This is a genomic window from Candidatus Zixiibacteriota bacterium (genome assembly GCA_029860345.1).
Lineage (GTDB): Bacteria > Zixibacteria > MSB-5A5 > GN15 > FEB-12 > JAJRTA01.
Genome location: JAOUBJ010000013.1, coordinates 142,878 through 156,016, shown reverse-complemented (window position 1 = coordinate 156,016; position 13,139 = coordinate 142,878). Strand labels below are relative to the sequence as shown.

Here is a 13,139-nt window from a genome sequence, read left to right as displayed (position 1 = left end):
GATGCTTTCGAGATGTCGCAGAACGCCTACCGTTTGCTTTTGCCGATTTATCTTGTCAACGATGCCATGCCGTTGATCTTGTGGCTGGCCTTTTTCCCGAGCGTATTATCCGAACTGTTCGGCTTTATCAAGTGGGGACGACATGGGGGATAGGGGTAGGCGGACACGGTGGTTACACACTTATCCCGAGTTGAACGATTAGTGAATCATTAGGTTTCAGTTTCAGCGGTCCTTGATTCTTCAGGATTCTGGTTATTCAGGAACTCCTTCGCATATCTCTTGCATGCGCAGAATATTCTCTCAAGAACCTCGTCAATGGGTAAGGGGAAATCGGGCGGGTTAGTGTCGTTCAGCCCGAAATGCCTAACTATCCTTTGACACAGTTTTTTCTGTTCCGGATCGTCTGGATTATATCCTCCTGAAGAATGAGCGAATTTCCCTCTTAACCGTCTCAAAATATCTACTTCTTCCCACTCCTTAATTGTATGGTCAAGCTGAACGTTATTTCCAATTATTTGATAATACTCCAACAATGCAAAGAGCCGTATGACAAAATTCTGATTGATGTAATGGCCGACACTATTGATTTCATCAATAGCATCAATGGTCAGGCCCATGCCGAAGTCAAATCCTACATCAAATCCAAACTGCCTGTAATATGGAGCTGTACGGGCCTTCTGCTGACCAACTGAGTTTCTGTCAGCGTAAGGGAATAAAGATCGACACTTAGTAGTCTTTTTCCATATATTGTCCATCTCCCGTAGAAGCGTACTCACGTTTTTCGAGACCACGATACTTCCTCCGAATTTCCACGTATTTTGTTCAGCCCGATGGTTCGAAAGAATACCCCCGCCAGGAATCGAACCTGGATTTACGGCTCCGGAGGCCGCCGCGTTATCCGTTACACCACGGGGGCAATAACAGGCCATTAGATAACCGAACAATAGACCCGACGCAAGGGATAAATAGGGGGCGGTTCGTTCGTCACAGGTTCGCGGTCGAAGTCTCGCCCCTCGACTCCGCTCGGGGTGACAGTGTCGGTAGCACAAGGCTCCTGACCTACTTCACCACAAGACTGGCGGGTCCGAAGACGGACCCACCCTACGAAGAAATTAGACTTAGTGCGTGGTGTACGTCCTCGTGCGCCACGTTATTGATCCACCTTTTTTGATTGTGCCGACCATCGGTGCCAGACTATCTTCCCGCCATGCGCTGGAGTGAAACATACATACCGACACTGCGGGACAAACAGTCCGATGCCGAACTGGACTCGCATCAGTTCCTCTTGCGCGGCGGCTATATTCGCAAACTGGCTCCGGGACACTACCACTGCCTGCCGCTGATGCAACGTGTGATCAATAAACTGTCCGCGATCATTCGTGAAGAGTTCAACAAAGCTGGCGCCTGCGAGACCAGCCTTCCCCTCTTGTGCCCGACCGATCTTTGGCAACAATCCGGACGTGCGGAGTTGTTACAGGCCGATCAGATGGGCGTGAAAGATCGACGCGGCCATGAGTTCACTTTATGCGGCAGCCATGAAGAGCCGATGGTTTCGCTGGTCGCCGGCGAACTGAAAAGCTATCGCCAACTCCCGCTGACCCTGTATCAGATTGGGACTAAGTTTCGTGATGAGCTTCGTACTCGCTTCGGCTTGATGCGTATGCGGGAATTCCTGATGGCCGACGCCTACAGTTTCGACGCCGACCCGGCCGCCGCCGAAGAATCGCTGCAGCGCATGGCCGGCGCCTGCCTGAGTGTTTTCCAGCGGATCGGTCTTGAGGTCGTCTCCGTCCCGAGCGATTCAGGCGGAGTGGGAACAGCGGACGGCGACGGCCTGGACTTTATCGCAATGATGGAATCCAGCGCTTCAGAACAGACCGTGCTGAACTGTTCGAAGTGCGACTATCAAGCGAATGCCGAGATCGCGGCTTTCGGAGGCCCCGATATTCCCATACAAGAGGGAGGTCCCAAACCGCTTGAGAAAGTCGACACTCCCCAGGCCACGACGATCGAGCAAATCACCGAGTTTCTCAAGGTCGACGCCGACCAGGTAGTCAAAACGCTGTTGTACCTGGCCGATGACCAACCGGTCGCGGCGCTGGTGCGCGGGGACCGTGATGTCAGTCCCTCCAAACTGGGTAGCGTCTTGGGAGTTCGAATGCTTGAGCTGGCCAACGCGCATGAAGTAGCCACCATCTCCGGGGCGGCGGTCGGATTCGCCGGTCCGGTTGGGCTGGAGGTTCCGTTGATAGTGGATCCGCAGGTCGCGGCCCTGACGGACTTTGTCGTGGGGGCCAACGAAACCGACCGGCACCTTGTACATGTCAGTTTTGGTCGTGACTTTGAGGCGGCTAATGTGGCCGACATAACGCTGGCTCGTGACGGCGACGCTTGTCCCACCTGCGGCCACTCGCTTAGAGCGAGGTCGGGGCTGCTGGTGGGCACAGCAGTGAGCATGGGGACTGCTATGACCTCCAAACAGGGAGCATTTATCGCCAACGCCGAAGGCGAGGAACAGGCTATCCAACTGGGCTCGTTTGGGATCGGCATGTCGCGCACAATACAAACGGTGCTGGAAAGTCAGGCCGGAGGAACTCAGATGACCTGGCCGCCGGCTCTGACTCCGTTCGTGGTGGAAATCATGCCCCTGAATGTCGAGAGTGAGCGTCAAATAGACCTGGCCAATCAGCTCCACCGCGATCTTGAGGCGACCGGGCTGGACGTTCTGGTGGATGATCGGGCGGTCAGACCGGGTGTCAAATTCCATGACGCCGATCTGGTGGGCATCCCTGTTCGGCTGGTATTAGGGGAGAAGTCGCTGGCGGCGGGCGAGATAGAGCTCCTGACCGGTGATATGAGCCGGGCTGTAAAGCTGCCGGTCGGCCAAGCGAAAGCGGCTGTTGAAAAAGCGCTGGAGAATCTGAAATAGAACATAAAGTTGTTGCTTTGGAATGATTTGGCCGGTATATTTTCAGGTTCTGGTGGGTTTTTGCCCACCTTAAACGTATGTGGTGTAGTATGACCGGTAAGTTGAAGGACCAGATTATCGAACTGATAGAAAGACCGCTGGCCGAAGAAGGAGCCGAGTTGGCCGATATAACTTTGTCGCAGTATAAATCTTCGGCGACGCTTCGTTTGTTCGTGTATTCTGAAGTCGGGACATCGCTTGACGAATGTGCCCGGCTATCTCGACTGGTAGGCGACCTGATTGACGGAACCGACTTACTTGAAAGCGGTTACACACTTGAAGTGTCTTCTCCCGGTCTCGATCGTCCGCTGAAAACCGCGCGTGATTTCAGGTTTCGCATTGGCGAGAAGGTGCGCCTGGAGTTTGCCGAAAAAGGTCGAAAGAAGATCACCGCCGAAATAGTCTCGGTGAATGATCATCAAGTTGAGTTCAAAGATGAGTCCGGACTGATGAGCGTCGGACTCGCGGAAATAGAGAAGGCGAAAATTCTGTTTTGACGGAGTGTGCTTAGATGCCGTTTGATATGGTAGAAGCGATCACGATGATCGCTCGTGAAAAAAACCTCGAATTCGAGGCCGTGCTGGAGACTCTTCAGGCCGGTCTTTTGGCTGCGGCCAAAAAGAAATACAGTTTTGTCGACAACATCACTTTCAAGTTTGACCGTAAGGATAACGAGTTGGTGATGATCGCGACCAAGAAAGTAGTCGAGGAAGCGTCGGACCCCAACATGGAGATTACGCTGGGTGACGCCAAGGAGATCGACGCCGAGGCCGAGGTCGGTGACGAGATCGATATCTACATCGACTACGAACTGGAATTCGGACGCAACGCCATCGCATCGGCCAAACAGACGCTCGTACAGAAGGTGCGTGAGGCCGAGCGTGATCGTGTCTATGAGGAATTCGTAGACAAGGTCGGCACTCTGATCTCCGGAGTAGTCCAGCAAATCGACAAAGGCTCGGTAATTGTCAATCTCGGTCGGGCCGAAGGTGTCGTGCCGATCAAAGAGCAAATCCCGCGCGAAAAATTCCGCCAGGGTGATCGGATTCGAGCATACATTCTGGATGTTCAGCGAGAGTCACGAGGCCCTCAGATTGTTCTGTCACGAGTAAACAACGAATTCCTGCGCGCTCTTTTTGCGTTGGAAGTGCCCGAAATCTACGAGAAGGTGATCGAAATCCGAGGAATCGCCAGGGAACCGGGCGAACGGGCCAAGGTGGCCGTTTATTCTTCGGATGAACGGATTGATCCGGTCGGCGCCTGTGTCGGCATTAAGGGTGTGCGCGTTCAATCGATAGTTCGCGAACTCAATAACGAGCGTATCGACATCGTGCCGTTCTCGTCCAATTCGGAGATGTTCGTAACACGTGCCCTGGCCCCGGCCAGAGTGGTCAATATCGACGTGTTTGAGCTTGAGGGTAAGATGACGGTCGCGGTTGAAGATGAGAAGCTCTCATTGGCCATCGGACGAAACGGGCAAAATGCTCGACTGGCCTCCAAGCTGACCGGATGGAAAGTCAATATTCTGTCGGAAACCGAGTACGATGAGTCCAAACGTCGCGAAGCTGAGATGCTGGTGCCGGTTGGTCAGCTTGACGGAATCGGAGCCAAGATTGAAGAGCGTCTGTCGCAGGCCGATATCAGTTCGGTGCAACGACTGGCAACTTCACAGGTTGAAGTTCTGACCAAGGTTCCGGGCATTGGTGAAAAGTCCGCTGAAGCCCTCATCGATAAGGCCAAGAAGTTTGTTCGCGATCTCGAAAGAGAATACACCAAACGTAAGAAGGCTGAGGCCAAAGCCAAGGCGGCCGCAAAGATCGACGACGGTAAAATGAAAGCTGAGGATGTCTTCGAGGACGACACCGAGTTTGTAACAGAGGTTGATGACGTGCTGGAAGCAACCGCTCCGGATATGGATGATGTTGAGGATGAAGACGAAACCGAAGTCAGGATCAAAAAAGACATAGATGATTAGAGCAATACACAGCGCTGTAGACAGGTGGAGGTAGTTGGCGAATGGCCAAGGACTCGCAGAGAATTCATCAGATTGCCAAGGAGTACAAAATCTCTTCGGCGGCCATGTTGAAGATTATTCGTGACCTGGGGTTCGAACCCAAGTCGCACATGTCGGTGGCCACTCCTGAGATGATCGTCGCGGTGAACAAGAAGTTCGCCGAGGAGAAGCAGGAAGCCAAGAAAGAGATGGAGCATCGCGAAAAGGTAAGCGAAGCTGTCAGCAAGACTACCGCCAAAATCGGCGGGATTACCGTTTCCGATTCGACCTCCAGCGTCGCGCGTCTGATGCGCAAGTCTGAAAAGAAGCAGAAGCGCAAGGAACGTCGTCGCAAGAAAGATCGACGAACTGTGGATAGCACCGAGGTGGCCAAGAGTTTCAAAGCCACCATGGCCGGACTGGCCGGTGTCAAAGGTCGCAAGCGCTACCGACGGGGTGGCGCTGACGGTGAAGGACTTGAAGGCGGCGCTGAGAATGTCATCCAGGTCAATGAGTTTATGTCCCTGGCCGAGTTGGCCAAGCTCCTGGATCGTAAGCCGGCCGAACTGATTGCCAAGTTGTTCGAACTGGGCATGATGGCGACCATTAACCAGCGACTCGATATGGACACGATTGCAACGGTGGCGGCCGAGTTCGGTTTCGAGGTCGCCGCGGTGGCTGAGATAGGCGATCTGGCTCGCCAGACAGAGAGTGAAGAGAACCTCCAGTTTCGGGCGCCCGTTGTCACCATCATGGGCCATGTCGATCACGGAAAGACCTCGCTTTTGGACTTTATCCGTGAGTCCAACGTAGTGGCCGGCGAAGCGGGCGCCATCACCCAGCACATCGGCGCCTACATGGTAACTCTCGAAGGCGGCGCCATTTCGTTTCTGGACACACCGGGCCACGAGGCTTTTACGGCCATGCGTGCTCGGGGCGCTCACTTGACGGATATCGTGATTTTGGTCGTCGCCGCGGACGACGGGGTCCGACCACAAACTATCGAAGCTATCGATCATGCCAAAGCTGCTGATGTTCCGATTATCGTAGCCGTCAACAAAATCGACAAACCGACGGCCGATCCCGAGAGTATCCGCACCAAACTGACCGAGCACAATCTGGTCGCCGAAGAATGGGGCGGCAAGACGATCATGGTCGATGTTTCCGCCAAGACCGGCGACGGGGTTGAAAAGTTACTCGAGATGGTTCTCCTGCAGGCCGAGTTGATGGACCTCCAGGCAGATCCCTCCATTCGCGGACAAGGTACGGTGGTAGATGCCCGGCTCGAAAAAGGTCGCGGACCGGTGATTACGGTGCTCATTCAAAAAGGTCACTGCCGGGTCGGCGACTCAATTGTCGCCGGTACCGTGAGCGGCCGCATCCGAACCCTGACAAATGACCGTGACCAGTCGCTTGAACTGGCGACACCTTCGGTACCAACGCAGATAACCGGACTGGGGGGGGTGCCGCAGGCGGGCGACAGCTTTATCGTGGTCAAGAATGATCAGGAAGCTAAAGAAATCACATTGAAACGTAATCAGGTCAAGCGTGAACAGGATGTTCGTCGCACCCACGGCCGTACTACACTCGATAAAGTCTTTGATCGAATCAAAGAAGGTCAGATCAAGGAAGTTCGCCTGATTATCAAAGGTGACGTCGATGGCTCGGTCGAGGTGCTCTCGGACACTCTGGGACGCATCGCTTCCGAGGAAGTGAAAGCTAATGTCATACACTCAGGCGTCGGCGCTATTACCGAATCCGACGTTCTTCTGGCCTCGGTTTCCGATGCGATCATAATCGGCTTTCAGGTCACACCGGATAGTCGTGCCCGTGAAGTTGGACGTCGGGAGCAGGTGGACATTCGCCTCTATGATGTCATTTATGAAGTCGAAGAGGACGTTCGCAAGGCGCTGGAAGGATTGCTTTCTCCGGCCATCTCCGAAAACTTTGTCGGCGCCGCCGAGGTTCGCAACCTGTTTAAGGTCCCCAAAGTCGGCGTCATTGCCGGCAGCTATGTCAAGGAAGGCCGGATCAATCGGAAGGATCGGATACAGGTCGTGCGTGACGGCAAAGTGATCTTCACCGGCGTACTGGGTTCGTTAAAACGTTTCAAGGACGACAGCCGGGAAGTAAAGGAAAGCTTCGAGTGCGGCATTGGGGTCGAAAACTTCAACGATCTCAAAGTGGGGGATGTAATCGAAGCCTATGAAATAGTCGAAACGGCGCGGACCCTCTGATCTGGATAGCTCTTGGTAACAGTTGTTGTTAGTATGCTCCTGGAGCTGCCTCCGGTCGGATCGCTCAAGGAAAAGCGACGCATCTTGAAGTCACTTCTGACGAGGCTTCGCCAGGACTTCAACATATCTATAGCCGAGGTGGATCACAATGATCAGCCGCGCCGCGCCTTGATTGGCGGTGCCGTGGTGTCCAACAGTTCAAGCTTCGGCCATCAAGTGATGAGTAAAGTTGTCAGCCGTGTCGAGGGTGATCCCCAGGTGGTGCTGGCCGACTATCGCATGGAGACGTACTGACCGTGAAACAGTTTCGTCGTGCTGACAGAGTCGGCGAGGAGATTCTAAGGATCATCTCACGATTGTTCGAAGGGGAAGTGACGGGCAATTGGAAAGGACTTGTCACTTTTACCCAGGTACGGCTTACCGGCGATCTGCGCAACGCCACTGTCTATTTTTCACACCTGGGTGAAAACGAGGAACTACCGACAGTTGTCGAGTTTTTCCAGCGTGAGAATAAACAGATCAGACGATTGGTAGGACGCCAACTTCGTATCCGGCACATTCCGGAGTTGAATTTCAAGTTCGACCCATCGATTCAAGAAGGCATTAAAATCGAACGACTGCTCAATGAGATCAAAAGCGATAAAGACAACTCCTAAAGACTCCGACGGCCACCAAAGGCTGCTATCTCGCATTCAGGAGATTCTTCTGGGCAGCAGCAGGGTGTTAATAGTCACTCACATGGACCCTGATGGGGACGCATTGGGGACCCAACTGGCTTTTGCTAAATACCTCCGCGATGTCGGCATCGAAGCCCAGCCGGTGATGGATGACGATGTGCCCGACAAGTATCGGTTCCTTGACGGCGTACAGGATGTGCCCCGTCTGGACCAATTCGATCCCGATGCGAAGTTCGACACCGTGCTCTTTCTGGAGTGCCCGACGATTGACCGTGGTGGCCGTGTCGGCCGGCTGTTGAATGACAAGATGACGATAATCAATATCGATCATCATCAGGACAACGGCGGTTTTGGCGCCGTCAACTGGGTTGACTCAAGTGTTTCCTCGGTTGGCGAGATGGCTTATGAGTATTTCCGGCAGGTTGGGTATGAGATTTCGCCGGTTGTGGCCCAATACCTTTTCACGGCAATTCTGACCGATACCGGTCGTTTCCGATATCCCAACACCAGTCCGAGAACGATGGAGATCGCCGGGCGCCTGATTGAAGCGGGAGCCGATCCACAGAACATCTGTGACCAGGTGTACTACAATTTGTCGCCCTGCACCACGAAACTGGTTGGGCGTGTACTCAACAGTATTGAATTCTGTGAGGACGGTGCCATCTGTCTGCTGACCTTGACCCAACAAATGTTAAGCGACACCGGCGCCAAGCAATCCGAGACGGAAGGTCTGGTTGACTACACGCTGTTTAGCCAGGGTGTGAAGACCGGCGCATTGCTGCGCGAGATCGATTCATCGCACACTAAAGTCTCCCTGAGGTCCAAAGGAGCACTCAATGTAGCCGCAATTGCCTCCCGCTTCGGTGGTGGCGGACATGTCAATGCGGCCGGATGTATGCTGTCGCTATCGTTGCCCCAAGCCAGGGCTGAAATTCTCAGGATACTTACGGTGGCCCTCGATGACTGAACGACTTCAACCCTATAACGGCGTACTGCTCGTGAACAAACCGTCCGGTTTGACCAGCCACGATGTTGTTCAAAGACTCCGCAAGACACTCAATCAACGGAGGATCGGTCACACTGGAACGCTCGACCCGTTGGCCGAGGGGTTGCTCGTGGTCTGTCTGGGAAGGGCGACCAAAATCGCACGATTCCTGACCGGTTGGGACAAAGCCTATGAGGCCGATGTTTTTCTCGGCCTTACATCGAAGACATTTGATCGAGAGGGGATTGAACAATCGGACATTGCTCAGCCTCCTCCGACATTGACGGTCGACGCGATCGAGAGGCTCCTTGCGCCTTTTCGCGGCCGAATTGTTCAAACGGTCCCCGCTTATTCCAGTGTGCAGGTCGACGGGCAACGACTGTACAAACGCGCACGCAGGGGAGAGGACATTGCCCCGCCGACGCGGGAGATCGAAATCAAAAAACTCAGCGTACTCACCTGGGATAGTCCCCACTTACGCCTGCTGGTGACCTGCTCCAAAGGCACCTACATCCGATCCCTGGCCAACGACGTAGGCAAGGCCGTCGGCTGCGGCGCCTATCTGGATGGTTTGCAGCGTATATCGGTCGGAAGTTTGCACCTGGATGACAGCCTCACTCTCGACAGCATTCAGCAGCAACATGAGTCCGGCACGCTGGAAGCTCTGGTGCTGCCATGCCATCAGGTGCTGGACTATTCGGCTATCAGAGTGACCGCCGAATTTAGCCAACATGTAGTGGAGGGTCCTGAGTTGACAGACGCCGATGTAGTGCAGATCGAAGGAGCCTTTGAGGCCGGGGACACGGTCTTGCTGAAAAACGATCAGGGCATAGTTCTTGCCGTCGGCACCGCAGAAACTTCCTCACTCGATTTTCATCGGACGAGCGACCACGGACTCTTTGAATATGTGCGGGTGTTGAATTGAGTATCAAGCTGATAAGAGGACTGGAGAATTATGAAGCGCCGGAAGGTCAGGCTGTGGTGGCCACCATCGGGACTTTCGACGGCATCCATCGAGGACATCAGAAAATCCTCGGACGAGTCTTGAGCCATGCAGCACAGCTCAACGCCGAGCCTCTTGTTATCACCTTCGATCCCCACCCGCGCACTTTGGTTACGCCTGGCGAGGCACCTTTGCTGTTGACTACGTTGCCGGAAAAAGAGCGATACCTGGGGCGTTATTTCCGGGGGATGGTTCTCACACTTCAGTTCAATGCTGCACTTCAGAACCTGAGCGCCGCCGACTTTGTCCGCGATGTTCTGGTTTCGCGGCTGGGATTGAAGCAGTTGGTGGTGGGGGCCGATCATGCTTTCGGCAAGGACCGCTCAGGCAACATTGATGAATTGCGCCGTTTGGGCGCACAGTTTGACTTCCAGGTTGATGTTGTGGAGCCGGTTGTGCTTGATTCCGAGCGGGTTTCCTCGACCAAAGTGCGCCGCCAGCTTGAAGGCGGCGACCTCGGCCGGGCTGTGGACTTCCTGGGCCATTCCTACGCTATTCTCGGAATGGTGGAAAAAGGGATTGGCCTGGGGCACAAACTGGGTTATCCTACAGCTAATATTGGCTACGGTGGGCGCAAGCTTCTGCCACCTCAGGGTGTTTATGCCTGTCGGGCACAGGTGGGAGAGCGCAGAAAAGAGGGAATGTTGTTTATTGGCCGGAACCACTTCAATCCGGAAGTGAGAATAACCGTCGAGGCCAATCTGTTTGACTTTGAGGAAGATATATATGACCAAGAACTGATCGCCTATCCAATCCGTTTCGTGAGACCGAATCGCAAATTCGAGTCAACCGAAGCACTGGTTGATCAGATCAAATTGGACAAACAAGAAGTATTGAGAATACTCGAAAAGGAGAACCAAAATGTCAGCGACCAAAGAGCGGAAAGCCCAAATCATCTCTGAGCATCGGCTTCACGAGAAAGACACGGGCTCACCGGAGGTGCAGATCGCACTGCTCACCGAACGTATCAACCATCTTACCGAGCACATGAAAGCTCACAAGAAGGATTATCACACCCGCCTGGGACTTTTGAAACTGGTGGGACAACGTCGTCGGTTACTTGATTATCTTAAGCGTAGCGACATCGAAAGCTACCGTCAGATACTCACCCAACTCGGATTGCGACGTTAGCACTAACTGGAATATAATAGGATTACAACATGGCTCATAGAGTAGAAATGGAACTGGGTGGTCGCACCCTGATAATCGAAAGCGGCAAATTGGCCAAGCAGGCCAACGGTTCGGTAACCGTGCAGTATGGTGACTCGATGGTAGTCTCCGCCGCGTGCGCCAACCCCGAACCGAAAATCGGCTTTGACTTTTTCCCCCTGACCGTAGAGTATCGTGAGAAAGCATACGCCGCAGGCAAAATCCCGGGCGGATTCTTCAAGCGGGAGGCTCGACCGTCCGAAAAAGAAATCCTCTCGGCCCGACTGATCGACCGACCGATCCGCCCGCTGTTTCCCAGCGACTTTCGCGGTGAGACGCAGTTGATTAACTTCATTATCTCGCACGATCAGAAGAACGACACCGACGTAATGGCCCTGACAGCCACCGGCGCTTCGCTGGCCGTATCGGATATCCCGATCACCAAGACGGTGGCCGGTGTCCGTGTCGGACGTCTCGACGGACAGTTCGTGGTCAACCCGACCATCGACCAATACGATGAATGTGACCTGTTGATCATCATCGCCGGTTCCGACGATGCTATCACAATGGTCGAGGGTTCGGCCGGGGAGGCAACCGAATCTGACTTGGTCGACGCATTGTCCTTTGGGCATGACCATATCAAGCAGGTTATTGCCAAGATCGAGGAACTCAAGGGAATGTGTGGACGGGACAACTTCGAGTACACACCGGTAGCTACCGATGACGCGCTCAAGGCGAAGGTCTCGGAGCTGCTGGGTGATAAGCTCGAAGGATTCAACAAGATCGCCGACAAGGATAGTCGCAACAGCGAGAAGAAGAGTCTGTCGACCAAGATTATCGAAGACCTGGCCGAGGAATTCCCGGATAGCGATCGTGATATCAAGAACATAATCCACGATCTGGATTCGGATTGCATGCGTGGAATGATAGTTAACGAGAACACCAGGATCGACGGACGTGGACCGGACGACATTCGTGAGATAACTTGTGATGTCAGTTTCCTGCCGCGCGCTCACGGTTCGGCCGTGTTTACCCGTGGGCAGACCCAGGCTTTGGTGGCCGTGACGCTGGGCACCAAGATGGACGAGCAACGGCTGGACGAACTGGAGGGTGAGTCGACCAAGAGCTACATGCTCCACTACAACTTCCCGCCGTTCTCAGTCGGCGAAACCAGGCCCATCCGGGGCACCAGCCGTCGCGAAGTGGGTCACGGCAACCTTGCCGAGCGGGCGCTCTTTCCGGTCATTCCGTCGGAAGAGGGTTTCCCCTACACATTGCGTCTGGTCTCTGATATCATGGAGTCCAACGGTTCTTCGTCGATGGCTTCAGTCTGTGGTGGTTCGCTGGCTCTGATGGATGCCGGTGTTCCGATCAAATCGGCCGTTGCCGGAATCGCTATGGGTCTTATCAAGTCTGACGACAAGGTGGTCATTCTTACCGACATCCTCGGTGATGAAGATCATTTCGGTGACATGGATTTCAAGGTAACGGGCACTACCGAAGGTGTCACCGCCATTCAGATGGACATAAAGATCGATGGCCTGGATGTTGAGACGATGCGGCAGGCGCTGGACAAAGCGCGCACGGCCCGGTTGCATATCATCGACAAAATGAATGCCACCATGTCTAAACATCGCGACGAATTGTCAGAGCACGCACCTCGAATCATCAGCATCAAGATCCCGCCGTCAAAGATCGGCGAGGTGATTGGCCCCGGTGGTAAAATGATTCGCTCGATCGTGGAAGAGACCGGCGCCAAGATCGATATCAGCGATGATGGTACCGTTTTGATCGCTTCCGTCGATGGTGAGGCCGGACGTCTGGCCATGGAGCGCGTTCAGGCGCTGGCCGAAGAAGCTGAAGTGGGCAAGGTCTACTCGGGTGTCGTGCGTCGCACGGCCGCCTTCGGTGCCTTTATCGAGATCATACCCGGTACCGACGGCTTGCTGCACATCTCGGAAATCGACCACTCTCGTGTCGAGCGGGTTGAAGATGTGCTCAATGTCGGCGACCGCGTCGATGTAAAAGTGATCAACATCGATGGTGACGGCAAGATCAGGCTTTCGCGCAAAGCGATTCTGACCAATGAACGTGACTCCCGTGGAGCCCAACGGTCAAGATAACTCG

The 13,139-nt window shown here is 54.2% G+C and carries 12 protein-coding genes and 1 tRNA gene; 11 read left to right on the top strand and 2 right to left on the bottom strand.

Annotation, left to right across the window (positions count from 1 at the left end):
• Window positions 1-209: 209 nt before the first annotated feature.
• Together OEV49_13530 and OEV49_13525 are read right to left on the bottom strand one after the other, a co-directional pair.
• A complete protein-coding gene (locus OEV49_13530; protein MDH3892094.1) occupies window positions 210-791 on the bottom strand; it encodes a hypothetical protein in 582 nt (193 codons plus the stop codon).
• A gap of 53 nt (window positions 792-844) precedes the next feature.
• Window positions 845-916: transfer RNA gene (locus OEV49_13525), tRNA-Arg, on the bottom strand.
• Between the two features lie 270 nt (window positions 917-1,186).
• Between OEV49_13525 and OEV49_13520 the strand changes: the two genes are divergently transcribed.
• From OEV49_13520 to OEV49_13470, 11 genes are all read left to right on the top strand, one after another.
• The gene (locus OEV49_13520) at window positions 1,187-2,929 is read left to right on the top strand and encodes a proline--tRNA ligase (GenBank protein ID MDH3892093.1); all 1,743 of its coding nucleotides are present in this window, start codon (window positions 1,187-1,189) and stop codon (window positions 2,927-2,929) included.
• Between the two features lie 89 nt (window positions 2,930-3,018).
• Window positions 3,019-3,465, top strand: coding sequence for a ribosome maturation factor RimP (locus tag OEV49_13515; protein MDH3892092.1), 447 nt, complete (start codon window positions 3,019-3,021; stop codon window positions 3,463-3,465).
• Window positions 3,466-3,479: 14 nt separating this feature from the next.
• Window positions 3,480-4,943 (top strand): transcription termination factor NusA, encoded by a 1,464-nt coding sequence (gene nusA, locus OEV49_13510; GenBank protein MDH3892091.1) that lies wholly within the window; start codon window positions 3,480-3,482, stop codon window positions 4,941-4,943.
• A 41-nt stretch (window positions 4,944-4,984) separates the two neighbouring features.
• On the top strand, window positions 4,985-7,198 hold the full coding sequence (gene infB / locus OEV49_13505; GenBank protein MDH3892090.1) for a translation initiation factor IF-2: 2,214 nt from the start codon (window positions 4,985-4,987) through the stop codon (window positions 7,196-7,198).
• 12 nt (window positions 7,199-7,210) lie between these two features.
• Complete coding sequence (locus tag OEV49_13500) at window positions 7,211-7,492, top strand: DUF503 domain-containing protein (GenBank protein MDH3892089.1); 282 nt, start codon at window positions 7,211-7,213, stop codon at window positions 7,490-7,492.
• Window positions 7,493-7,494: 2 nt separating this feature from the next.
• Window positions 7,495-7,854 carry a 30S ribosome-binding factor RbfA gene (rbfA, locus tag OEV49_13495; protein MDH3892088.1) on the top strand — a complete coding sequence of 120 codons (360 nt, stop codon included), beginning with the start codon at window positions 7,495-7,497 and terminating at the stop codon, window positions 7,852-7,854.
• The gene (locus tag OEV49_13490) at window positions 7,823-8,842 is read left to right on the top strand and encodes a bifunctional oligoribonuclease/PAP phosphatase NrnA (protein ID MDH3892087.1); all 1,020 of its coding nucleotides are present in this window, start codon (window positions 7,823-7,825) and stop codon (window positions 8,840-8,842) included. Before rbfA ends, OEV49_13490 begins: the two co-directional genes overlap by 32 nt.
• The gene (truB, locus tag OEV49_13485) at window positions 8,835-9,785 is read left to right on the top strand and encodes a tRNA pseudouridine(55) synthase TruB (GenBank protein MDH3892086.1); all 951 of its coding nucleotides are present in this window, start codon (window positions 8,835-8,837) and stop codon (window positions 9,783-9,785) included. Before OEV49_13490 ends, truB begins: the two co-directional genes overlap by 8 nt.
• On the top strand, window positions 9,782-10,765 hold the full coding sequence (locus OEV49_13480; GenBank protein MDH3892085.1) for a bifunctional riboflavin kinase/FAD synthetase: 984 nt from the start codon (window positions 9,782-9,784) through the stop codon (window positions 10,763-10,765). The genes truB and OEV49_13480 overlap by 4 nt, the downstream gene beginning before the upstream one ends.
• Window positions 10,725-10,994, top strand: a complete 270-nt coding sequence (gene rpsO, locus OEV49_13475; protein MDH3892084.1) for a 30S ribosomal protein S15 — start codon at window positions 10,725-10,727, stop codon at window positions 10,992-10,994. The genes OEV49_13480 and rpsO overlap by 41 nt, the downstream gene beginning before the upstream one ends.
• Before the next feature lie 29 nt (window positions 10,995-11,023).
• Window positions 11,024-13,135 carry a polyribonucleotide nucleotidyltransferase gene (locus OEV49_13470; GenBank protein ID MDH3892083.1) on the top strand — a complete coding sequence of 704 codons (2,112 nt, stop codon included), beginning with the start codon at window positions 11,024-11,026 and terminating at the stop codon, window positions 13,133-13,135.
• Window positions 13,136-13,139: the final 4 nt, after the last annotated feature.

Bases quoted from the DNA above. Each gene is read 5' to 3' on its own strand.
- OEV49_13515 (MDH3892092.1), top strand. From the start codon at position 3,019: ATGACCGGTAAGTTGAAGGACCAGATTATCGAACTGATAGAAAGACCG.
- nusA (MDH3892091.1), top strand. From the start codon at position 3,480: ATGCCGTTTGATATGGTAGAAGCGATCACGATGATCGCTCGTGAAAAA.
- infB (MDH3892090.1), top strand. From the start codon at position 4,985: ATGGCCAAGGACTCGCAGAGAATTCATCAGATTGCCAAGGAGTACAAA.
- OEV49_13490 (MDH3892087.1), top strand. From the start codon at position 7,823: ATGAGATCAAAAGCGATAAAGACAACTCCTAAAGACTCCGACGGCCAC.
- truB (MDH3892086.1), top strand. From the start codon at position 8,835: ATGACTGAACGACTTCAACCCTATAACGGCGTACTGCTCGTGAACAAA.
- rpsO (MDH3892084.1), top strand. From the start codon at position 10,725: ATGTCAGCGACCAAAGAGCGGAAAGCCCAAATCATCTCTGAGCATCGG.
- OEV49_13470 (MDH3892083.1), top strand. From the start codon at position 11,024: ATGGCTCATAGAGTAGAAATGGAACTGGGTGGTCGCACCCTGATAATC.